This window comes from Hymenobacter piscis, from assembly GCF_018760735.1.
GTDB lineage: Bacteria > Bacteroidota > Bacteroidia > Cytophagales > Hymenobacteraceae > Hymenobacter > Hymenobacter piscis.
This window is the reverse complement of the sequence record NZ_JAHHZN010000022.1, coordinates 25,063-47,578: the sequence shown is the minus strand read 5'-3', so window position 1 is coordinate 47,578 and position 22,516 is coordinate 25,063. Positions and strand designations below refer to the sequence as shown.

Sequence of the window (22,516 nt, the reverse complement as noted above, 5' to 3'; positions counted from 1 at the left end):
GGGTAGCTTATTTGTCAATCTTCAACATGACCTGGTAGCCGGCTTTCAGGCGCACTTTGACCAGGCGGATCTTCTTCTGGCCGAGCCCCTTGACGGCGGTAACCGCGACGCCGGCTGCAGCCAGGGTAGGGTCGGCGCTCATGGTCATGGCGTCGGCAGCGTTCAGGCCGTCGGCGCCGGCCTGCTTGGCCGCGTCCCGGGTAATGGCGCCCGGAATGTGCAGGCCTTCCAGGCCGTCCACGTCGTAGACTTCGAGGGCCACCGGGAAGACCCGAATGCCGGTTTTCAGCGTCTCAATGCTGATGTTCAGCCGCTCCCCGGCCAGGCTGCACTTGCCGTAGATGAAGGTGTTGGCTGGCAGGGCGCGGCCGTTGACCACGGCCGATTCCGTCAGGCGCATTTTAACCAGTGAGCCGCTGACCACTTCCTGCGATTCGTGAATGACGGCCGGCAAGGTGTTGGCATCCTCGGTGGCGGCCCGGCCATCATCCAGGCCGGTGAACGAAGCCGTGCGCCGGCTGCCCGAGCCGCCCCCGCCCAATCGGGAAACGACGGCATCCTCATCGACCACCTTGGCCCGGGTGCTGGCCTTTTTCTTAGTCTTGGCCACCACCGGCACGGCCGGGCGGGCTACCCCTCCCCCGCCGCTGTTGCTCTGCGCCAGCAGCTGGGCCATCTGCAGCTGGGCGTCCTTCTCGGCCAGCTCCCGCTCGTGCTGGCTGCGCATCAGCTCCAGCTGCTCCTGGGGCGTGAGGGCGCCGGGTGCTGCTGCAGTTGGAGTGGCCGCAGCGCCGGGCGCGGCCCCATCGTTCAGCTGCGCCTGCTGGGCGGCAATGAGCTGCTGCTGGGCTTCCACCACGGACCTGTCCACCGACCCATTGGGCCCGGGCTTGCCATCGGCGCCGATGGAGTACGACAGACCCGAGCCGGCCGCCGTATCGAGACGGGCATCGACCAGGCCCCGGTTGCGCAGGGTATCCACTGGGCTGGCGTAGGCTTCGAGCTTGCTGGCGGTGATGGAGCCTTTTTCGGCCGTGGGCAGGGTGGTGTTGAAGCCGGACGGCACGTTCTGGGCGGCGGCGGGCGCGCCCTGCCCGCCGCCGCCCAGGTAGAACATGACGGCCAGAAAGGGGACGCCCACTACCGGCAGGAAGGTGGCCATCTTGCGGGTGCGCAGAAATTGCGCGTCGTGCGGTTTGGTTTCCATCGGGTGGGGCTTAACGGGGCTGAGTACTGAGGTCTTCGTTGCGCAGCACGCGCCAATTTTCCATCAGGAAGCCGTGCGGGTTATTCTCCGAGCGCGTCACGTCGCGCAGGGAGCATTCCGAGAGGAAGTTGCGGGTGGTCACCGAGGTGGCCCGGATAACGCGCTGGTACCCGTAGCACCGCGCCACCAGGGGGCGTGCGTTGGTTATCACCACGCTGTCCACGCCCATCTCCAGGCTGATGTTGGCGGCAATCAGGTCGTTGTAAAAGCCCTTCTCCTTGAAGTTCTCGTACTGCCGCTTGGCCGAGTTGTCGGCCAGGTACAGCGCCTTGTTCACGTTGCTGTCAATGGCCTTCTGGTCAGGGTCCAGGGTAAAAAACAGCTCGTGGAAGCGTGTAATGTGGGCGCGGGCCTCCACCGGCCGGTTGGCCCGCGCATCCCGGGCGCCGGCCGTAAGCAGCTGCCCGCCTTCCAGCACGTAGATGCGGTTGGCGGCCGCGGTGGTGGTCTGAAACGCGAAGTAGGCAATAGCGCCGGCCAGCACCAGCACTGCCACGATAAAGAGCAGGGCCAGCGTTTTGACCTGCTGGAAAGCGGAATCAATGGTTTTCAGGGATGCGAACATGGCTGGAGAGGGCTAGTGAGGAATAATAGGGCCCGGGCTTAGGCGGAGCGGCGACCGAAGACCCGTTCCCGGAGGGCTGTGCCGGCGCGGTGGCCCAGCTGCTCGCCCCAGGACCGGTTGTCGGTAGCCGCCGGCCCCGTGGAGGCGGCCACGGCGGCCGGGGCCGCGCCCAGGCGCGTAGCAGCCCCGGCCGCAGCGCCGGCCGTGGCGGCGGTGCCCACCAGCGCCCCCTGCATGGCGCGGGCCACGCCGCTCACGCCCGAAGCGGCCAGCATCATATCCGTGATGAAGGGAATGACCAGGTAGCCGGCAATGGCAATGCAGAGAAAAACCAGGTAACCAAAATCGGCGGAGTCGACGCCGGCGCCGGTGTTGAGGCGGCCAATGTCGGCCTCCAGCATCATCACCTGAAACTGGCCCATGATGGCCCCGAAGATGTTGGCTACCGGCACCCACAGGCTGATGGTGACGAACTGTCCCAGCCACTTGGCAATGGAGCCGGTGAAGCTCGGGAAAATGGCAATGCCGAAGGTCAGAGGCCCCAGCACCGACAGCACGATGAGCAGGAAGGTGGCCAGCACGTTGACGAGCAGACGGGCGGCGATGTGGAAGAGTTCCAGGGTATTTTTCATCCATTCCCGGAAGTCCTGCTTCACCTCGTACTTGAGCTTGTCAAAGCCCAGCGCCGCCTGCTGGCCCATATTGCTCATGCCTGTGGCCCCGCCCAGCTCTTCCAGCCGCTTTTCATAGGCCTCATCCGTGGCGAAATACTCGTTGCCCGGCTGGCGGGCCAGCAGAGCCTTTTTCTGCTGCTGCAGCTGGTCGATGCGGGCGGTCTGGTCAGTGCGCACCGAGTCGGTGCTGGTGGCCAGCGCGCCCGTGATGCCGCGCAGGCCGCCGAGCAGTTGCGGAAACAGCAGGATGGCAAGGCCAATCAGGAAGGGGCGCAGCAGCGGGTACAGGTCGATAGGCTCAGCCCGGGCAATGTGGCCCCATACCCGGGAGCTGATGAATATCAGGGCGGCAATGCCGCCCACAGCGCGGCCCAGGGTCACGAACTGCGCGACCAGCGGCAGCATCGAATCGTAGAGCCGGCCCAGCATCTGCTCCATCTGCAGCATCTGCATGGTGATTGAGTTCATGTCCATAGCGGCGGGAAATGCGGTGGGAGAAAAGCGGCGGGGCGCTAGCGGGCGGCGTCTGCGGCCCCAATCAGGGCCAGCACCGAAGCTCGGTCCTGCCGGGCCTGCTGCTGCTGGTAGGCCACGGCCCGGCACTTGTTGGTGTAGTAAGTCATCAGGTGCTGCTGTTGCTGCATGCGGTCGGCAATGCGGTTGATGAACTTGAGGCGCTGGGCGTCCGTCATCTGCGCCCGGTTGGTGGTCATGATGGTGGCCAGTTCGGCGATAAGCGACACGTTTTCCTGCAGCAGCACTTGGTACATGGTGGAGGCCTCGCTAACCTGCGCGGGCGTAAGGCCCCGGGTACGCAGCTCGGTTACGCCGCTGGAAAACTGGGTAATCATGGTGGCCTGGGCGTCGTAGATTTCCCGCACCCGGCGGTAGTTGCGCACGCCAGCGCTGATTTGCAGCAACCCACTGTACCACTGCGCGTGCAGGGCCTGGGTTTGGTCGGTGATGCCCTTGATGGCCGTGCTAAGCTGTTTAATATCGCCGGCCAGCACCTTGGCCCGGCCTTTCAGCGTGGTCGATACACCCTGGTGGAGAATCTGCTTGCGCGAGATTTGCTCGGAGATGGGCGCCGATATCACCGTTTGGGCCCGTGCCGGCCGGGCCACCAGACCCAGCAACACCAGCAGCGCGAATAAGAAGGCAGTTTTCATCGGCAGCGGGAGGGGTTAGCGGGCACTGGAGCCCATGAACGATAGCAGGGTCTGGCGGTCCTGCTCGATTTGCTGGGCCGCCCGCAACTGCAGCATGTTGCGCCGGGTGAAGTAGCTGACCAGGCCCAACTGGTCGGTGATTTTGGCGTCCAGCTGGTCGATGAACTCCATGCGCTCGGCGTCGGTCATCTTGAGCATGGCTGGGCTGACCACGGTGCGCAGGTCGGCCACGGTGTTGGCTCCTTCCGTCAGTAGCTGAGCGTACACGCTGGTCATCTGCGTGAGCTGCTGGGGTGTGATATAGGGCGAGGTGCGCAGCACGTTGATGGCATCCGAGTACTGCTGGATAATCTGGGTTTGCTTGGCGTAGATGGAGCGCACCCGGCGGTAGTCGCGCACGGCGGCGCTGACTTTGAGCAGGCCGTCGTACCATTCTTTGTGCTGCTCCAGGTTCTTGCGGGCAAAGGTTTTGGTCAGCTCCTGCTCCTTCACCCCGAAGGCCACCAGCTTGTTGGCAGCGGCTTCCAGTCCCTTCATAGTCTTTTGCAGGCCGGTCTGCACCGCGCTTTGCCCTTCCAGCAGCGGGGCCGATACCACCAGCTGAGCCGAGGCCCGGGTAGCACTAAGTCCCAGCGAGGCCAGGCTGAGGAGGATGATTTTCTTCTGCATGGGCGGCACATTTGGGTGGTGGAAAGCTTATTGATTTCGGGTTTGCGGGTGCAGCAGGTACTTCAGGTGCCGCTCGGCTTCGAAACGGGCCTGGCCGGTGCCGCCTTCAAAGCCCAGCAGCGTGGGCAGGGCCTGCGTTGCCGTCACGTTGGGCTCCTTGGTCAGGGCCAGCAGCATCGTGGCCACTGTTTCGCAGCGGCCCGCCAGGCCGTTCCAGGTGGCCACGTCTTCGGGCTGCACCCGGGGTAGGCCCCGCGAGCGGGCTATCGTGCGCAGCACGTAGCGGTAACGGGCCCAGCCGCTGCGTACCACCGGGTGCTCCTTCACCGAGGCGTCCAAGTCGCTGCCCTGCCAGGCTGCCACAAACTGGGCGTAGCGACGGGCCGCCGTCTTGTCGGCTGGCTCAGCGGCGGGCAAGGCCACCAGGCTGTCGGTCAGGGCCTGCGCGGCGGCTACCTCGGCCGAGGCGGGAGCAGGAGCATTGGCTGCTGGGGCTGCCGCCGGCGAGTTGGCCGGGGATGTATCAGCGCCGCAGCTGCTGAGCAGCGCCAGCGGCAGGGCTAGGTGAAGCAATTGAGTGCGCATCGTTTTTTCCCTTTTGTTGATGTTGGAACCGCTTACCCCTCACGCAGCTCGGCGGCGAACAGCTTGATGGCCGTGGGCATGTCGCCGGTCTGGCGCAGCTTCTCGAACAGCCGCACCTTCTCGGTTTCCTCGGTGGTGTAGGTCACGTATTCTTCCTTCGACACCTCGATGGCGTACACCTTCGACACGACCCCGCCCAGGCTAATAAACACCTCGGTGTAGCGGCCCCGCGCGGGCTGGTTGTCGCGGTTGATGCTCAGCACCAAGTCCTTTTCCTTGGGTGTAAGCGAGAGCAGGGCCTGAATCTCCTCGAAGCGGTTGATGAACTTGCGCTGGTCGAGCAGAATCTTGCAGTCCGAGTTGTTGATGATGGCGTCCTTGATAATCTCGTTGCCGATGATGTCGTCGATTTCCTGCGTTACCACGATGGCCTCGCCGAAGAACTTGCGCACCGTCTTGAACAGGTACTTGATGTAGGCGGCCATGCCGGGCGTGGTTAGCGCCTTCCAGGCCTCCTCAATCAGAATCATTTTTCGCACCCCCTTGAGCTTGCGCATCTTGGAGATGAAGGTTTCCATGATGATGAGCGTGACCACCGGAAACAGAATGGGGTGGTCCTTGATGTTGTCCAGCTCGAAGACAATGAACGGGGCCTGCACCAGGTCCAACTCCTTATCGGAGTTGAGCAGGTAGTCGTACTCGCCGCCGCGGTAGTAGGGCCCGAGCACGTAGAGAAAGTTGTCGATATCGAAGTCCTTCTCGCGCACCTTCTCCTCCTCCAGCACCCTGCGGTAGGTGCCCTTCACAAACTCGTAGAACGTGTTGAAACTGGGCTGAATAGCCGGGTTGGCTTCGAGCATCACGTAATACAGGCTCACGGCCGTGGAGAGCGACACATACTCGGACTGGCTGACCGCCTCGTCGTCCTTTTTCCAGAGCGCCTGCAGCAGCGTTTTGATGCTTTCCTTCTTCTCCACGTCGAGCTTGCCCGAAATCAGGAAGGGGTTGAAGGCAATCGGCTCGTCTTCCTCGTAGGTGAAGTACACCCCGCCCACCAGCTCGCAGAGACCTTTGTAGGAGTTGCCCGTATCCACCAGCAGCACGTGGGCGCCCTGCTCATAGTACTGGCGCACCATGTGGTTGGTGAAAAACGACTTGCCCGAACCCGAGGGGCCGAGCACGAACTTGTTGCGGTTGAAGATGACCTGCCGCTTCATCGGCTCGTCGGAGATGTCCACCAGCACGGGCTTGCCGGTGAGGCGGTCGGAGAGCTTGATGCCCTTGGTGGCCCCGGTGGAGCGGTAGTTGGTTTCCGAGGCCCAGAAGCAGACGGCCTGCTCGATGAAGGTGTAGAAGGTTTCCTCCGCGGGAAAGTCGCCGGCGTTGCCCGGAATGCCGCCCCAGTAGAGCGCGGCAATATCCACGGTGTTCTGCCGGGGCTTGCAGTTCATCTGGTTGAAGGCGGCGTTAACCAGCTTGCGCACCTCGGTCAATTCCTCCTCGCTCCTGCCCCAGGTCAGCACGTTGCAGTGCACCCGCACCGGGCGGCGCTTGTGGGTGATCAGCTCGTTGAGAAAGGCGTGGTAGTACTCCACGTTGATGGCATTCTGCCGGGAGTAGAGCGAGAGGGAGTTGAGCCGGTCCTTCTTCTGCTCGAAGGTTTTCACCGTTTTCTGGGTGTTGTCCAGAAACACGTACTGGTTCAGAATATGGCTGGTGCCCAGCAGCAGCCCCAGCGGCGCGGCAAACGAGATGGGGAAGTCCGAGTACTCGGTGCTGTAGGCCTCGTAGCGGCTGTCGGTTTCCACCGCGGTGGGCAAATCATCCAGGTTGGCCACCGAGAACATCTGGCAGAATTCCTGCCCTACCTTCAGCCCATTGGTCAAGTCCAGGTCTACCTGCAGGGCCTGGTCGGACAGGTCCAGCGAGAGATATTTTTCCAGCAGCCCGGCCTTCTGCTGGGTCCCGGCCAGCTCATCCGACGTCAGCCGGTGCGAGCGGATGAACGGCGCGTTGGTGGGCCCTACCCCTTCCAGCGTGCGCACGAACTGGCCCACGCTGTCCAGGAAGCTTTCCAGCACCTTCGTGTCGAGCAGGTCCTTGGGCACGATGTGGCGGCGGGCCAGCAGTCCCGAGGTGCTGCCCCAGTTAGGCCGCTCCGACGAGGTTTTGGTGAGGTAGAGGTAGCAGAAGTGGTTGAGGAACGGCCGCTCGTGGAAGTGCCGCTCGTAGGCGGCGGAGAGCAGCGTGCGTTCAGCCTCGAAGCCCGGGGCGTACTTGTCCTCCACGTACCAGTCCTGCTTATGCACCACGCAGTGGTCGGGCAGCAGGCGCACGGCCTTCACGAAGGCGGCCTGCAGTTGGGCGTAGTCCTCGCGCGAGAGGGTGAAAATTTCCGGCAGCTCCAGGCGGAAGGCCACCGTCACGTCCGCGTTTTTCGAGACGAGGCAGTCCTTTTCCACCTTGTAGATGGGCTGCTTGGATTCCAGGGAAACGGAGGGCAGAACCTTGTTGCTCATGGGCAGGGGAAAAGTACCCGCCCCGGCCGCTACGCGCGGCCGGGCGGGTCCTGGTTGAGGCGTTGGAAAAGGCGGCTGTGCCGGTTGGTGATGTAGCGGGGCGAGGAGCGGCGGGCGGCGGCTTTCATCAGCCCGTGCTCGCCGAAGCGGCGGTTCAGGGCGAAGACGCCGGCCCACATGCCGCCCCCGGCCAGGAAGGTTAGCAGCACAGTCAGCACCAGGGGCACGCCCGCCAGGTAGCAGGTCACGAACAGGGCAAACACCAGCCCGATGCCGGCCACCAGAAAGTAGATGTTGCTGCCCACCAGCCCCTTGAATTCGACGGGCTTGTTGATGCCCCGGTTCAGGTCGTATACGGGCATGGCCTGGGGGCTTACAGGAAGAACGAGCGCACCACCGTGGCCACGATGACCAGGAAAATCATGGAGCCAAACCACGACACGGCCGTTTTCTGGGTGTCTTGGTCGCCGGAGTTCCACTTGCTGTACACCTTGATGGCACCCACCAGACCCAGTACCGCCCCGATGGCGTACATGAGCTTGGTGAGCGGGTCGAAGTAGCTGGTGACCTGGGTGGTGGCATCCTGGATGCCGGCCGTGCCGTTGCCGCCCCCGGTCTGGGCATAGAGCAGGTGCGAGCTAAGGAGCAGGGCCAGAATGGCCAGCGAGGTACTAAAATGCTTCTGGTTCATAGGAATGGGAAAGAATGAGACTTAGGGGATGGGCCGGCCGGGCGCTACAGCTCGTCGGCCCCGAACAGGGCGGCCAGTTCGGCCTGGTATTCTTCCAGGTGCTGGGCCATTTGCCCGGCCAGGCAGGTGCCCTGCAGGCCGGCCGGGGCGGGCGGATTCTGGCCCGCCTGCAGCAAGGCGATGTATTCGCTGACTGATTCGGCGGCCACCAGCTGCGGCGCGGGCCCAGCCGTGATGATGTCCAGCGGGGAGGCCACCGGCTCCTCGAACGAGGCCAGGGGCTCGTAGCCCGCCGGTAGCTGTTCTTGGCGCACGGGTTCGGCGTCGAGAAGTTCAGCGGGTTGGTCTACCGCCGGCGGGTCCGCATCGGCGTGAGCCTCGCGCCGTACCAGCTCCGCCAGGCGCTCATCGGCGTGGTCGGGGGCTTCGGTGCGGGTCTGGTCCTGGGCGGCGGCCTGCTCCTCGGCCGAGCCCGAAGCGGCATCCATGGGCGTGCTGTCGTCGGCGCTCTGGTCCTGGCCGGTAGCCGTGGCCGTGGAAGCCGGTAACAGACCTTCCACGACCGATTCAGTGGCTGGGGGCAGGTTCTCGGCGGCGCCCTCCTCCTCTACCATAGCTTCCGGTGCTGCCACGGCGGCAGCCGGTTGCGGTGGCGCAAAGGCGGAGGTTGGGCGCACCAGGGCGGGGGGAGCCGTGGCGGGGGACGGGGTGCTGCCCGCGCCGCGTTTACTAAGCGAGAGCAGCGGGGCGAGTTCGGCGCGGTAATAGAGTAATCCGACTACTAGGTAGTAGAGCAGAACCACGACCAGCATAAACAGGCCAAACTGGCTCCAGGAATAAGCGCTGAGCATCGTCAGGAATCAAGCGTGGCACCTCGGGTCGGCCGACCTGAGCGTGGGCGTGCCAAACCGAGGTTTGACTTGTGCAAACCTATCCGGTCCCAAAAAACGATTAGTAGAAAGTTGACGAACGGTTAAAATCGGGTGGTGAGGTGCGCCGACTCTACACGAATGGAAGGCCTTTTCCGACCGTTTTCGCGCTGAATGGCCTCATCTCTGCTGCCTCCCATGGACTTGACCAGCCCCGGCACGATGTGCTCTGGGCCAAGCAGGTCTACGTCATCCCCCTAAGCACAACAACCCATCGGAGAACAAGCCAGTTGGCCCGGTCCCCGGTGGGTTGTAGCGGCCCACACAGGAGCTCACTTGTTAGAGTCGTTCACGGATTAGTTGCCGCAGGTGGTGAATGAGCTCGGTCCTGCAGGCTTCAGTTTCTGCCGCAACGGCATCCGCCGGCAGCCCGGCCCCAGTCAATGCCTCTTCAAACTAGCCCAGCCGGGCATTGGCCACAAAACGGGGCAGCGGGGCGGCGGGACTACCCTACCAAGTGAATGCGGCTCTTTAGCTCATCCTTGCAGGAACGGCTCACCGGCACGTATTCGGCACCCAGTAGCACACTACTTTCCTCATAGGCCTGCACGTGGTCCAGGTTTACGATGTGGGAGCGGTGGGTCTTGAAAAACTGGTCGGGCAGCTTTTGCTCCAGCTCCTTAAGGGTGGAGTCAAACACAAACCGCTCCCGCACCGTGTGCAGGCGCACGTAGTTCTGCAGGGCCTCGAAGTAGAGAATGTCGCTGAGCAGCACCTTCACGTGGCCCGAGCCTTTGCGCACGAACAGGTAGTCCTTGAACTTGGGGCAGCGCTCGGCGGGACCCAGCACCTCCGTGCCGGCGTCGGCCGAATCCAGCTCTGGTCCCACCGGCCCGGCCTGGTAGGCGTTGAACAGGGCCAGCTCAATCTGCACCCGCAGCGAATCATCGGTGAAGGGCTTGACCAGAAAGCCGTAGGGCTGGGCCAGCTTGGCCCGGTTCAGAGTAGCCGAGTCGGAGCGGGCCGTTAGAAACACCACCGGCACGGCAAACTGCCGCCGCACGAGCAGCGCGGCCGCAATACCGTCGCAGTCCCCGGCAATGTTGATGTCCATCAGCACCAGCTCCACGGGCTGGGCGGCCAAGACCTGCAGCGCCTCGTCACTGCTCTCCACGGGGGGCAGCGGCGAGTGGCCCAGCCGGACCAGGGTACGTTCAATCTCGGCGGCAATCAGCAGTTCGTCTTCTACGATGAGGATAGTAGCCATAGCATCGGGTTAGGGCCCGGTAACGAGCCAACCGCCTAGGTGCTGGCCACTACTACCTGGGTGCCCGTGGGTAGATTGGGAACAGTCGATACACTGGCCTTCAACTGTCGAGCCAGCGTGTTTACCAACTGTAAGCCCAGCGAATGAGTTTCTTCCGGGTTTAGCTCAGCTGTTATTCCGGCGCCATCATCCTGAACTGCAAGCCAAAAGCCCGCCGCAGTTTTTTCCAGCACCACGTGCAGGTTGCCCTGCTCCCGCTCCCGGAAGGCATGCTTATAGGCATTGGTCACCAGCTCATTTACCACCAGTCCCAAGGCGCTGGCCTCTTTGGGGTCCATGACCAGTGGGTCCAGACTGCGGCTGAGTTGAATGCGCTGCCGGGGCGTAGTAAGCGAGCGGTGCAGGGATTCCAGCAACTCACCCAGGTACTCGTCCATGCGCACCTGCGAGAGATCATCGGCCCGGTACAGAAACTCGTGTACCAAGGCCATGCTCTGGATACGGGTCCGGGAACTGGCCAGGGCCTGCTGCAGCACGGGGTCAGGTAAGGAGCTGCCCTGCCAGGCCAGCAGGCTGCTGACCAGCTGCAGGTTGTTTTTGACCCGGTGGTGAATTTCCTGCAGCAATACTTCCTTCTCGGCCACGGCCCGGCTGTTGGCCTCGTTGGCCAGGGCCAGCAGGGATTTCTGCCGCCGCAGCCGCCAGTACAATCCCCCGCCTACGGCCACGGTGGTCGTCAGGCCGCCCAGCAGCAGCCAGAGCGAATGTAGCTGGGCCCGCTGGCTGCGCTGCTCGAATTCGGCGGCCCGCTTCTGCTCGGTGAGCAGCTGCACGTCGTAGCGCACCTGCAGCTGGGCCAATTCCCGGGCCTTGTTCTCATTGAAGAGAGAGTCCCGCAGGGTCTGAGACCGGGCGTCGAACTCGTCGGCCCGGCGGGGGCGTTTCTGGTCGGCGTAGGACCGGGCCAGGCTGGAGAGGGCGTCGGCTTCATCATCGGGCATCCTACCCGCCCGGGCCAGACGCAACGCCCGCTCGGCCATTTGCTGGGCGGTCTTGGGGCGACCCTGCAGCCGGCGAACCCGCGCCAGGGCCAGGGCCGCGCGGGCAGCATCGGCCTCCTGGCCAGCGTGCTGGAACACGCTCAGGGCGCGTTGCAACTCTATGGCGGCCGCCTGCAGACTCCGGCGCGAGACCGGCAGGCGTTCGGCATAGATGGCCCCGCGCAGGTAATAGACCCGCCCCCGCCCCTGGCTGTCCGCGGCGTGGCGCAGCTGCGGCAGTGCCCGGGAGGCGTAGTACAAAGTAGAGTCGGGCTGACGGAGTGCTAAGTGATTGTCAGCCAGGTGGAGCAGCAAATTGCCCCGCTCTCCGGCTGCTACGCCCGCAATGGCGGCCTGCTGCCGGTGGGCCTGGCGCAGGTAGCGCAGGCCGGCGGCCACGTCCTTCGTGGCTACGGCCACCAGCCCCAGGGTCTGGGTGAAGCGCCACTGCTCGCCGGGAAGATGCACGCGGGTCAGCTCGACACCCTGCTGACTGTAGCGCATGGCAGCTACGTAGTCAGCCGCCCGCTCGCAGTTTACTGCCAGCTGGTAGAGGGCGGCGGCCGCACCCGGCCAGTCGCTCCGCTGGCGGGCCAGCGCCACAGCTTGTTCTCCCGCCCGCCTAGCTTGCGGTACATCCAGCGCAAACAGGCTATCGCTCAAAGCGCGCAGTGCCTGGTATCGTACGGAGTCCGGCGACATGGTAGACCGGGCCGAAACCCGGAGCGAGTCGGTGGTTTGGGTCTGCCTGGCTGGGGGCTGAGCTAAAGCGCCAGCCAGGGGGCCGAGCAGCAGGCCAAGCAACCCCCACATACTACCCCTCTTCACGCGGTAACGGGCTGTTGGTGGGTTGATGAACAACGAGATACATGAGTAGGCATAGCAGATAGATAGCGCGCCCTCTCCCCTCCCCTACTGGCTGCTAAGGGTTCAGGATCAGGCCGTACTGGGAAAGGAAACGGCCGGCTCAACCACGGAAGGTGAGCCGGCCGTATACGTACGCAGGATCTTTGGGATACCAGGGCTCCCCTATTTTTTGGGGGCCATCATCTGGCGAATCTGCTTTTTCATCGCCTTCTGCAGCTGCGCTTCGTGCTCCTGCCGGAAGCGATTCAAGATGTTGTGAATGATGTCGGGGGCCGACGCGCCCCCACCCAGGATAAAGCCGAGCTGGGCGAAATACTGCTGATGGTCGGCCGTGATGCGCAGGGTGGTTGTCTTCTTCTCCGAAGAATGCACAAACAGTTGCGTCAGGTCAAGCTCCCCCGCTGCCGCAACCGGGGCAGTACTGGCGGGTAGCTCATCATCGGCTTCTGCATCATCTGGCTCTTCCGGTGTGCTGGCCGCGGCCGGCGGAACGGGCAGCGCGGTCGCCCGCGGCTCCTCCCCTATCGGGGCGGGGGCCTCCATAACAGACTCGACCGCTTGAACGGGGGCCGCAGGCGCGGGCGCCGGCTCCGGGGCAGAAGCCACCTTTTTTCCCTCTTGTTCCTTGGCCCCAACTGGTGGAGCTGCTACAGCAGCAGTAGCCGGCACTACCGGAGCTTGCGCAGTAGCGGGGGCAGGTGCCTCAACAGGAGCTGGCGCAGGTGTTGCCGGCCGGGGCGCGTCGCCCATCAGGCTAAAGGCGGCGACGCCCGAAGTCAGGGCGGCTAGTTCACGCTGGCGACGCTCGGCCGCGGCTTCTTTGGATTCGGGAGTTTTCTTGGCCATGGGAGCGGGCGTTAGTTAGCGTTATCGTCGAGGGTTGCAGTGGCAGCGGGGGCGGGCTGCTCAAATTCCGTGGGCGTGAAGTCGATGGGTTTGCCCGAGGGGGTAACGGTGCCCTTGCCGAGCACCAGCTCCAGAATTTCCGTAATCAGGCTGCCCAGGCCGAGTCTACCCAACTCCCTCTCCGGCATGGGAAACATCGTGGAGCGCTTGTCCTTGATGCTGACCAGGGACTCTACCCGGCTGTTGAGCAGCGGGTAGCCCTTCTCACGAAACAGCTCGGCGGTTTTGGTGTAAACCGTCCGCTTTTCTGCCTTGAGGAATTTGTTCCAGAAGGCGTAAAAGCCTTGCAGGTTGGACTCCGGCCGCTGCTGATGGGTGAAGTTGCCCAGAATGTGCATGTAGGACATCGTGGAGGCAATAGTGCCCATATCCGGTTCCATGGGCAGGAAAATGTAGTCTACCCGCTCCAGCAGTTCACTCAACCCCACAACGTTGACCGTGCCGGGCGTATCCACCAGGATAAAATCGAACTCCTGCTCGGCCAGGGTATCAATGGCCTCCACGGCCTTTTCCACGCTTGAAATAGCAATCGGGTACGGCGTTACTCCCTGCTTGATGAGCCGTTCCTGGAAAGCTATATCGGATTGCAGCAACTGCTGCTCGTGGTTGCGGTAGGCGTGCAGGGTGTTCTGCGGATAGTCGCAGTCGAGCATCGCTACCTTATAGCCGTAGAGGTAGCAGAGCGCCGAAGCGACGTGCGTGCCGATGGTGGATTTGCCCGCTCCACCCTTCTGAGTGGCAAAGGCTAGTACCCGAGTGTTTTTCATAAGCGGCGAGTGGTTGTTGGGGCGGTTACAGTTGTAACTACGTGTCAGTGCTTCTATGTGTCTTGGTGTCTCTGAAGCATTGAAGCAATGTATCACTGCTTCAATGTTTCAACTAGTGGCTGATTCGCTGCGACAGAGAAGCAGTGCCTCAAAGATACACTGTGTCGATGACTCGTAGAAGTTGCGAAGCAAATTATCATTGAAGTATTGAGTCAATGCTTCAATGAAGCAAAAAGTCAGTGTGTAGTAGAAGCAATGATGCAATGAAGCATTGAAGCAAAATTTGTGATTATTTACTGTTTGTTCGAAGCAATGAAGTGTTGAAGCACCGAAGCAGAATTTTGCCACCAGCCAATCGCTCTTACTACCTTTATCTGTGAGACTATGAAGCATTGAAGCAGTGAAGTTAAGAAGCATAATATGTAGGTTATCAGTATCAGTACCAGCTGCCTGCTGTAATCTGATATAGCTCATAACAACTGTATCTAGTAGTGCTTCATTGAAGCATCGAAGCAAGGATGCAAAGAAGCATTGTAATTCTAGTCCTAGCCCCGTTCAACGACCTCGTTCCATCGGCTCGTTCATCGGTAAGCAAGCCATGTCATTGTCCGGACAAACTTCGTTTGCCCGATTCAATGACATCGCCCTGTTCGCAGGCTCACAGGGCTTGGCTTGCTAACTTTAGCTGCTTAAATTTGCGTAATAGGGTTGCGGTTGCTTTTTGGCAGCCTATTCGTCATCAAGTGTAGTAAGTAGCTTATGAAAGCAGAAAAGTCAGATGAAACCACCACTGAAGCCGCGCGCACGCTGCGCATTGATGTACGCGTGAGCCCGGATGAAAAAAGGAAACTGCAAGAGAAAGCGCAGGCAGCCGGTTACAAAAAGGTATCAGCGTATTTGCGCGATGTTGGACGGGGCGCAGAGATAAAGGAAAGTGTGCCGCCGGACTTACGGCGGCAGTTGGTTGGCATTGGCACTAATCTTAATCAGATTGCCCGCCTGGCCCAGGCTGGAAAGTCGTTTAGCAACCATGAGGCGCAGCTGGTAGAGGCGCTTAAAATTATTAGAGGTTACTTAGTATGATTGCGAAAACCATCACGGGTAGCGACTTCGAGGGCGCGCTAACGTACGGGGCTGGGCAGCGGCAGGGAAGGGGTAAAGAGCCCGGTCAGGCGCCGCTGCTAGTGGTGTCCAACGTGATTCCGGGAAGCCCGAAAGAGATGGCGCAGGATATGCAGGCCGTGGCGGCGCGGAGCAAGCGCGTGCAGAAACCCGTGTGGCATACGGTGCTTTCGTGGAAGGCCGGTGAGGTCGTTAGTCAGGCGCAGAAGGTAGCGGCGGCCAAACGCTATTGTGAACTGATGGGAGCCCCGATTGAGCGGCACCAGATAGTCGTGTATGAGCACCGGGACAAGCAGCACGCCCACGTGCACATCTACCTGAACCGGGTTCCAATTGACGGCGGCCCGGCGTTGCGCACGGATAATAATTTCTACCGGCAGCCGGCCGTCACGCGGCAGATAAGCCAGGAGCTGGGCATGGACCCGCTGCCCGAAAGGCGACGCAGTCTGAAGGCACTGGACCCCACCAGGGAGGCGGCACGGCAGCGGGTAAGCCAGGCGTTGGCGCAATTGCTGCGCCAGTCGGATAGGGGAGGGGAGCAGTGGCTGGCTTTGCAATTGCAAAAACTAGCCATCGAGATTCGCTACAGCCACGACAAGGGCGGGGTATTGCGCGGCGTCAGCTTTGCAACGGAAGGAGTGGCCCTGCGGGGCCAGGAAGTAGGCTACAAAGGCGCGCAGCTGCGGGAGGCCCTGGCGGCATCCGTGAAGCCGGTTATGGAGCCGGGAGCTGAGCGGAAGGCTCGTCCCAGGGTATCAACCGCGCTGCCCCAGCCGGCGCCGCCGGAACGGCCGAAGCAAGCCCGCCGGAAGGGGCGTAGGCAGTAGACAGGGCAGGCGGTGTCACCCTTCGTGTGCTGAGCGTGCACCTCACCGCTGACTTTAAACCGCTCGTCAAGTAATCCGTGCCAGAGGTAAGGCGAGGCGGTAAGTTGCTTGATTCACCAAGTGGTTCAAGCGATGGAAGACGAAAAGGGGTTACGGAAAATCATGGAGTTTATGCGCCTGCTGGCCATCGGGCTGCTGGCCGTAAACATCTACTACTACTGCTTTGGCTACTTCCGCTCTCTGGGCTGGACGACGGGCGTGGTAGAGCACCTGCTGGAAAGCTTCACGCGCAATACGTTTCTGTTCAAAGCCAGCTGGGTGAGCAAGAGCCTGGCCGTAGTATTCCTGCTGCTCAGCTGTCTGGGCACGCGGGGGCGGGCTAACCAGGAGCTTAAAGGCCGGACGGTGGCGGGCTCCGCCGCGCTGGGGCTGCTACTGCTCTTCGGGGCGGATGCGGTGCGCGGGCTGACGCTGGGGGCGGGGCTGACGACGGTCCTTTACGCCGGGCTGCTGACGACGGGCTTTCTGCTCTTGCTGAGTGCCGGGGCGTGGCTGAGCCGGCTGTTCAACAACGACCTGTTGAAGGACATCTTCAACAAGGACAATGAGAGCTTTCCGCAGGAGGAGCGGCTACTGGAGAACGAGTACTCGGTGAATCTGCGCACCGAGTACCAGCTGCGCGGCAAGAAGCACCGCGGCTGGCTGAACGTGGTGAATCCGTTTCGGGCCACGATGGTGCTGGGTACCCCCGGCTCGGGCAAAAGCTTCGCCATTATCAACGAGTTCATCCGGCAGCACCTAGCCAAAGGCTTCTGCATGTACATCTACGACTACAAGTTTGACGACCTGAGCCGCATCTGCTACAACACGCTGCTGCGTCACCAGGACAAGTTCGATAGGCCGGTGGGCTTCTACGTCATCAACTTCGACAACCCCCGCAAAAGCCACCGCTGCAATCCTCTGCTGCCCGAGCTGATGACCGACATCGTGGACGCCTACGAAAGCGCGTCGACCATCATGCTGAACCTGAACAAGAGCTGGATTCAGAAGCAGGGGGACTTTTTTGTGGAATCGCCCATCAACTTCGTGGCGGCCATCATCTGGTTTCTGAAGCTGTTCGAGAAGGGCAAGTACTGCACCTTCCCCCACGTCATCGAGTTTCTGAGCCGTGACTACGAGGAGATTTTCCCGGTGCTGGCCTCCTACCCGGAAATTGAGAACCTGGTCAAGCCTTTCGTGTCGGCGTTTCAGAAGGACGCCATTGAGCAGCTGGAAGGGCAGATTGCCTCGGCCCGGATTCCGCTGAGCCGGCTGGCCTCGCCTCAGCTCTACTGGGTGATGTCGGGCAACGATTTCACCTTAGACATCAACAGTAACGAGGAGCCCAAGGTATTGTGCGTGGGCAACAACCCCGAGCGGCAGGCCATCTACGGGGCCGCGCTGGGCCTCTACAACGCCCGGCTGGTGAAGCTGGTCAACCAGAAGGGCAAGCGCAAGTCGTCGCTTATCATTGATGAGCTGCCCACCATTTACTTCAAGGGTCTCGATAACCTCATTGCCACGGCCCGCAGCAACAAGGTGAGTACCTGCCTGGGCTTCCAGGACTTCTCGCAGCTGGAGCGCGACTACGGGCAAAAGGAGGCCGAGGTCATTAAGAACACGGTGGGTAACGTGTTCAGCGGGCAGGTGTCGGGCAACAGCGGCAAGTGGCTGAGCGAACGGTTCGGCAAGATTCTGCAGCGGCGCCAGAGCCTGAGCATCAATATGCGCGAGACGAGCACCAGCCTGTCGACGCAGATGGACAGCATGATTCCGGCCAGCACCATTGCCAACCTCACCCAGGGCAATTTCGTGGGGGCAGTGGCCGACAACTTCGGCGAGGAAATCGAGCAGAAGGTGTTTCATGCCCGCATCCAGGTGGACGTAAAGGCCGTGACAGCGGAAGCCAGCGGCTACCAGCCCATCCCCGACATTACCAGCTTCATTAACCCGGCGACGGGTAAGGATGAGGCCGAAGAGATGATTAAGGCCAACTTCAACCGCGTGAAAACGGACGTGAAGGAGCTGTGCGCCCGCGAGCTGACCCGCATCAAGCAGGACCCGTCGCTGCGTCATCTGATCAAAGAGAAAGCCGAGCAGTAAGGCTGTTGGGATTGCTTGGGTGCGACGACGGAAATGGGCTGGCCTGACGATGCCGTTCGTGTACCCAGCCGGCACCTTACCTGCCAATTCCGACCACTCGTCAAGTTTCTGCTGCGCGTCTACTGGTGACGGATAGGTTTGCCCAAGTCGAATTACGGGCTGCCCAGCCCCGTGCTAAGCGGTCGGGCGGCTTTTTCCTTACTCTATTCTACTTTCCGATGGCTGAGCAAGATGACGAGATGACCCCAGCGCCGGTGACCCAGGCGCAGACCGGCGAACAAACTGAGTCTTTGGCTACCGAGCAGGCCCAGGCCCCACCGCAACCTATTCAAGGGAGCGACCAGGTAGTTTCCAATCCGGGCAATACGCCAGCCGCTGATAAAGTCCTTGCGGCGTTGATACCCGATGAGCGACCGGCCGGCCTGACAGAGCAACCAAGCAACATCCCGCAGGGGCAGGCGCCACCGGTAGGGGAGGGGCAGCAGGCTGCCGTCCCCGGCCAGGCTATCGATATGGCAGCTGCGGCGCCCGTGGGCGAATTGCGCATCACCTGGCAGCAGAAGGGCGCCGAGGTGGCCCCGCTGCTGGAGATGCGCGCTTACCTTGACCAGCTGCGCGAAGCCGGCGTAGCCGTGGGCGCGCTGCAGTTCGAGCGCAACCCGGCGGGCAAACTCACGGGGGGCTTTGCCGTTAGCTACGATCCGGAGTCCAACAAGCTGGGTCAGCTGGAAGCAACGCTGCAGGGCCTGCGGCAGGTGGGCCACGGCGTGGCCGTGGTAGAAAAGCCGGAGCAGGCGGCCGCCCGCCGGCAGGAGGCGGGCTACGATGACGGCTACGAGCCCCCGCGCAGCAAGCAGGTGCGGCAGGCATTCGGCGCCGATCAGTGGGATGCGCTGAGCGCCCAGCTCGCGGCCGTGCCCAAGCACGCGCTAACCGTCCTGGAGCAGGGGCAGCAGGCCGCAGCCGAGCAGCGCGTGCAGCAGCTGGCCCAGCAGCAGGGCAAGACCACCGAGCAGGTGCTGCGCGACGGGAAAAGCATTTTTGACATTGACACCAGCGGCAACCCGGCGTCAGCCTTTCTGAAGAACTTCTACGCCCACCTGAACGGCGGCCCGAAGACTCGGCAGCACCTGGAAGTGGACTACGAGCAAACCCGACAGGACTTGCAGGCGCGCCTGCTTCGCAAGGCGGGCACTGCCCAGGCGGAAGCGGTGCCCGACCAAGCGCCAGCTGCCCTGAATGCCCACGCAGTGGCCGTCGCCGACCCCGGCAAGCCGACCCCTGATGAGGTGATAGCCCCGCCGGCACCCGTCGCCCTGCCATTCCAGGCCAGCGACGTGCCGCAGCAGGTGCTGGCTTCACTGGGTCTGTCCCTGCAGACGCTGAAGCAGAGCGGGCAGCTAGAAAAGCTGCTGAGCGGGCGGCAAACCGACTTGCTGGCCATGCAGGTAACGGGCCGGTCGGACCAGGAACCCGTTCGGTTTGAGGGCAAAATGGTGCTGCGCCGCGAAGCTGACGGCACGGCCACGCTGAAAATGGAGTTGCCCCAGGCCCGGCTGATGATTCCGGGCGAGATTGGGGGGCTGCCCTTTACGCCCGAGCAGCGCCAGCGGCTGGAAACCGAGGGCAGCGCCGGCCTGCTGCGCGGCCTCAAGGACGAGCAGGGCCGCCCCTACAACGGCTACGTGGCCGTGGACAAGGCCATGAACAAGGTGGTGATTCTGCCCGAGGACAAGGTGACGCTGCACGGCACCATTGCCGGCGTCAAGCTCACGCCCGAGCAGCACCACGACCTGCGCGAGGGCAAAGTGGTGGCCCTGGCCGGTATGGCCAGCGGCGACGGGGGCCGGCAGTTCGACGGCACCGTGCAGGTAAACGCCGCCAAGGCCTGCATCGAAGTGCGTCCCGCCGCGCATGAGGTGGACCAGCGGCTGGCGCCGCAGCAAGCGGCATCAGCCGCTACCAAGACGGTGGCAGCCACACCGGCCAAAGAGCAAACGATGCCGGTGAAAGCCCGGGGACCGCGCCACTAAGCGCCCCAATTACTTCCACGCCATCATCTGATTAACTCAAGCCCGGAAGCTCTTTTCCGGGCTACTTTTTTCCGGGTATTGCCCAGCTTAATCTATTCCCACGCCATGGAACACGAGCTGACCTTTCAGAAAATCAAGCAGCAGGTGGAGTTGCCCGAGCTACTGAGCCATTTCGGTTACACCCTCAAAAAAGGGGAGCACCTGGGCCGGGGCAAGTGGCACGTATTCGAGGGCGATGATACCCTGGTCGTGTTCAAGGGCCGGGGTGGCGACTGGATGTACTTCAACGCCCAGGATGAGAGCGACAAGGGCAGCGTCATCGACTGGATGAAGAACCGGGTAAGCTCGGGCCGCATTGCCGGTATTGCCCAGCCGCCGGGCCGCAACCTGTGGCAGGCCGTCAACGACCACTTCCGCGCCTACCTGAACCTGCCCGAGGCGCAGCGGCCTCGGCTTAATTTGCCACCTATTGCCGAAACCGCCCCCGGCGAGAAGTTCCACAGCATCTTCACCAGGGACTGCCGGCCGCTGGAAGACAGTACGTACCTCGAAGGGCGGGGCATCAGCCAGGTTACGCTGCGGCATCCGCAGTTCGTCGGGCGCATCCTCAATCACCGGCACACCGTGCAGCGGGCGGGTCTGCCGCCCAAAACATTCGTTAACACGGCCTTCCCGGCCTACCACGAAGGGCGGGTAGTAGGATTGGAACTCAAAGGCGCAGGCTTCAAGGGGCAGGCGCCGGAAAGCCAGTTTTCCCGCTCGCTGTGGCTGAGCCGGCTACCCGAAGGCCGGCCCACCACGGTACTCGTGGTCAGCGAGTCGGCCCTCGATACGCTGTCTTACGCGCAGCTGCACCCTGAGGAAAGCGCCCTGTACGCTTCCACCGCCGGTACGCTCACCCAGAACAAGATTTTTGAGCTGCAGCGGCTGCTGCGCGAGGAGCAGATTCCGGCCATCCGGGCCGCGTTCGATAATGACACCCAAGGCCACCACTTCGATACGCGGCTGCTGGCGGGCCTGGCCAGCGACCAGAACCCGATGAAAGCGGTGCGCGAGCATGAGCACCAACTGACCGTCGAAATCGTGGCGCCCCAGCCGGCCGGCGTGCAGGCGCTAACCCGGCAGCTGCAGGCGTACAACGAGCAGACGAGTCAGCAGTTCCGCCAGGCTAACGGAGCCCCCGGTACGCCGGCCACGAGTCCGACCCTGCGTGATGAGCTCATCCACTCCCAGAAGGTGGACGCCCACACCTACCAGTTTCACCTGCCCATGAGCCCGGCGGCGCTGCAGGCTTTTAACCAGGCAGCCATCCGAACACTGGCCTTCGGGCACCGGGTGGAAATCGTGAAAAGCCAGGGCAAGGACTGGAACCAGGACCTGAAGCAGGACCAGTTGCAGCAGGTGGTGCAGCGCGAGCTGGGTGGGGGGCACAGGGATGGGGTGAACGAGGTCAAGGAGCGCACCCGGTTTACGCGTCGCCTCGGATGACGAGTCCGGGAGGGCAACCAGAAGTCACACGTTCCCTTGAGGCGAAGTAAGCATGATCAGAATCAGGTCACAGGATAAGAAAAGTCATGAAACGACTGGCCCGTGAGTGGTACACTTGCCTGTTCATCAATTATTGATTCAACCATGCTTTTTCGTCGTAACATGGGCACCGCCGACCGCGCCCTGCGGGTAGTAGCCGCCCTCACCGTCCTTGTCCTGTACCTGACCGGCACGCTGAGCGGGCCGATAGCTACCGGACTGCTCGTGGTAGCCGGTATCTTTGTGCTGACGAGCTTCGTGGGCTTCTGCCCGCTCTACAAGCCGTTCGGCATCAGCACCTGTTCCAGATAACCCGTGTCCCAGTCCACTCCCGACGAGAACCTGACCCTGCCGGCCCAGCTGGCCCGCCGCTTTGCCCACCTGGAGGCGCCCCTGCGCGAGGAAATGGCCCGGGTGGGGCAGCTGCGGCGGGTGGCCGCCGGCGAGGACGTGCTGCGTCCCGGCCAGCTGATCCGCCACCATGTGCTATTGGTGGAAGGACTGCTGAAAATCTACCGTCCCGGCGACGACGGGCAGGAGTTCCTGGTGTATTACTTATCGCCCGGCGACGCCTGCTCGCTCACACTGCTGCCCGTGCCCCGCGCCGCCGAGGCCAGCCTGGCCGTGCGCGCCGCCAGGCCCAGCCAGGTGCTGCTGCTGCCCACTGAAGCGGCCGAGCCCTGGCTCACGCGCTACCCGGCCTGGACGCGCTTCGTGGTGGAAGCCTACCGCAGCCGCTTCGACGAGCTGCTGCAGACCCTGGACGCCGTGGCCTTCCGGGCCCTGGATGAGCGCCTGGTGTTTTACCTGCGCCGCCACGTGCAGGCCCAGGGCCCGGTGCTGCTGCTCTCGCACCAGCAGATTGCCGACGAGCTGAGCACAGCCCGCGAGGTGGTGTCGCGCTTGCTCAAGAAGCTCGAGCAGCGGGGCCTGCTGGTGTTGCACCGCCACGGCATCGAGGTGCGCAACCTGGACGCGCTGCATCCCTGAAAGTGCCGGCCGAGGCCGCA

General features: G+C 62.6%; 21 protein-coding genes. 7 read left to right on the top strand and 14 right to left on the bottom strand.

The window, feature by feature from the left end:
* Positions 1 to 7 precede the first annotated feature (7 nt).
* From traM to KLP40_RS17820, 14 genes are all read right to left on the bottom strand, one after another.
* Complete coding sequence (gene traM / locus KLP40_RS17885) at positions 8 to 1,207, bottom strand: conjugative transposon protein TraM (RefSeq protein WP_215595196.1); 1,200 nt, start codon at positions 1,205 to 1,207, stop codon at positions 8 to 10.
* 10 nt (positions 1,208 to 1,217) lie between these two features.
* Positions 1,218 to 1,832 carry a conjugative transposon protein TraK gene (traK, locus tag KLP40_RS17880; RefSeq protein WP_215595195.1) on the bottom strand — a complete coding sequence of 205 codons (615 nt, stop codon included), beginning with the start codon at positions 1,830 to 1,832 and terminating at the stop codon, positions 1,218 to 1,220.
* 38 nt (positions 1,833 to 1,870) lie between these two features.
* Positions 1,871 to 2,980, bottom strand: coding sequence for a hypothetical protein (locus KLP40_RS17875; RefSeq protein WP_215595194.1), 1,110 nt, complete (start codon positions 2,978 to 2,980; stop codon positions 1,871 to 1,873).
* Positions 2,981 to 3,018: 38 nt separating this feature from the next.
* The gene (locus KLP40_RS17870; protein ID WP_215595193.1) at positions 3,019 to 3,675 is read right to left on the bottom strand and encodes a hypothetical protein; all 657 of its coding nucleotides are present in this window, start codon (positions 3,673 to 3,675) and stop codon (positions 3,019 to 3,021) included.
* A 15-nt stretch (positions 3,676 to 3,690) separates the two neighbouring features.
* On the bottom strand, positions 3,691 to 4,344 hold the full coding sequence (locus tag KLP40_RS17865) for a hypothetical protein (protein ID WP_215595192.1): 654 nt from the start codon (positions 4,342 to 4,344) through the stop codon (positions 3,691 to 3,693).
* A gap of 27 nt (positions 4,345 to 4,371) precedes the next feature.
* Positions 4,372 to 4,929: a hypothetical protein gene (locus KLP40_RS17860; protein WP_215595191.1), complete on the bottom strand. Its 558-nt coding sequence runs from the start codon at positions 4,927 to 4,929 to the stop codon at positions 4,372 to 4,374.
* A 32-nt stretch (positions 4,930 to 4,961) separates the two neighbouring features.
* Positions 4,962 to 7,448, bottom strand: a complete 2,487-nt coding sequence (locus tag KLP40_RS17855) for a TraG family conjugative transposon ATPase (protein WP_215595190.1) — start codon at positions 7,446 to 7,448, stop codon at positions 4,962 to 4,964.
* A 29-nt stretch (positions 7,449 to 7,477) separates the two neighbouring features.
* The gene (locus KLP40_RS17850) at positions 7,478 to 7,810 is read right to left on the bottom strand and encodes a DUF4133 domain-containing protein (protein WP_125423216.1); all 333 of its coding nucleotides are present in this window, start codon (positions 7,808 to 7,810) and stop codon (positions 7,478 to 7,480) included.
* Between the two features lie 11 nt (positions 7,811 to 7,821).
* Entirely contained in the window at positions 7,822 to 8,139 is a 318-nt protein-coding gene (locus tag KLP40_RS17845) for a DUF4134 domain-containing protein (RefSeq protein WP_215595189.1), read from the bottom strand.
* 44 nt (positions 8,140 to 8,183) lie between these two features.
* The gene (locus KLP40_RS17840; RefSeq protein WP_215595188.1) at positions 8,184 to 8,990 is read right to left on the bottom strand and encodes a hypothetical protein; all 807 of its coding nucleotides are present in this window, start codon (positions 8,988 to 8,990) and stop codon (positions 8,184 to 8,186) included.
* 523 nt (positions 8,991 to 9,513) lie between these two features.
* Positions 9,514 to 10,275, bottom strand: a complete 762-nt coding sequence (locus KLP40_RS17835; protein ID WP_215595187.1) for a LytR/AlgR family response regulator transcription factor — start codon at positions 10,273 to 10,275, stop codon at positions 9,514 to 9,516.
* Between the two features lie 35 nt (positions 10,276 to 10,310).
* The gene (locus KLP40_RS17830) at positions 10,311 to 11,978 is read right to left on the bottom strand and encodes a sensor histidine kinase (RefSeq protein ID WP_215595186.1); all 1,668 of its coding nucleotides are present in this window, start codon (positions 11,976 to 11,978) and stop codon (positions 10,311 to 10,313) included.
* Between the two features lie 366 nt (positions 11,979 to 12,344).
* A complete protein-coding gene (locus tag KLP40_RS17825) occupies positions 12,345 to 13,028 on the bottom strand; it encodes a hypothetical protein (RefSeq protein ID WP_215595185.1) in 684 nt (227 codons plus the stop codon).
* Between the two features lie 11 nt (positions 13,029 to 13,039).
* The gene (locus tag KLP40_RS17820; protein ID WP_215595184.1) at positions 13,040 to 13,855 is read right to left on the bottom strand and encodes a ParA family protein; all 816 of its coding nucleotides are present in this window, start codon (positions 13,853 to 13,855) and stop codon (positions 13,040 to 13,042) included.
* Positions 13,856 to 14,614: 759 nt separating this feature from the next.
* On the opposite strand from KLP40_RS17820, the gene KLP40_RS17815 reads away from it, so the two are divergent.
* From KLP40_RS17815 to KLP40_RS17785, 7 genes are all read left to right on the top strand, one after another.
* A complete protein-coding gene (locus tag KLP40_RS17815; protein ID WP_215595183.1) occupies positions 14,615 to 14,938 on the top strand; it encodes a plasmid mobilization protein in 324 nt (107 codons plus the stop codon).
* Positions 14,935 to 15,804 carry a relaxase/mobilization nuclease domain-containing protein gene (locus tag KLP40_RS17810; RefSeq protein ID WP_215595182.1) on the top strand — a complete coding sequence of 290 codons (870 nt, stop codon included), beginning with the start codon at positions 14,935 to 14,937 and terminating at the stop codon, positions 15,802 to 15,804. The genes KLP40_RS17815 and KLP40_RS17810 overlap by 4 nt, the downstream gene beginning before the upstream one ends.
* A 132-nt stretch (positions 15,805 to 15,936) precedes the next feature.
* Positions 15,937 to 17,946, top strand: coding sequence for a conjugal transfer protein MobC (gene mobC / locus KLP40_RS17805; RefSeq protein WP_246558989.1), 2,010 nt, complete (start codon positions 15,937 to 15,939; stop codon positions 17,944 to 17,946).
* A gap of 218 nt (positions 17,947 to 18,164) precedes the next feature.
* Positions 18,165 to 19,979, top strand: a complete 1,815-nt coding sequence (locus tag KLP40_RS17800) for a DUF3945 domain-containing protein (protein WP_215595180.1) — start codon at positions 18,165 to 18,167, stop codon at positions 19,977 to 19,979.
* Positions 19,980 to 20,084: 105 nt separating this feature from the next.
* The gene (locus KLP40_RS17795) at positions 20,085 to 21,467 is read left to right on the top strand and encodes a toprim domain-containing protein (protein ID WP_215595179.1); all 1,383 of its coding nucleotides are present in this window, start codon (positions 20,085 to 20,087) and stop codon (positions 21,465 to 21,467) included.
* A 144-nt stretch (positions 21,468 to 21,611) separates the two neighbouring features.
* The gene (locus KLP40_RS17790) at positions 21,612 to 21,818 is read left to right on the top strand and encodes a YgaP family membrane protein (protein WP_215595178.1); all 207 of its coding nucleotides are present in this window, start codon (positions 21,612 to 21,614) and stop codon (positions 21,816 to 21,818) included.
* 3 nt (positions 21,819 to 21,821) lie between these two features.
* Complete coding sequence (locus tag KLP40_RS17785) at positions 21,822 to 22,496, top strand: Crp/Fnr family transcriptional regulator (RefSeq protein WP_317196793.1); 675 nt, start codon at positions 21,822 to 21,824, stop codon at positions 22,494 to 22,496.
* Positions 22,497 to 22,516 lie beyond the last annotated feature (20 nt).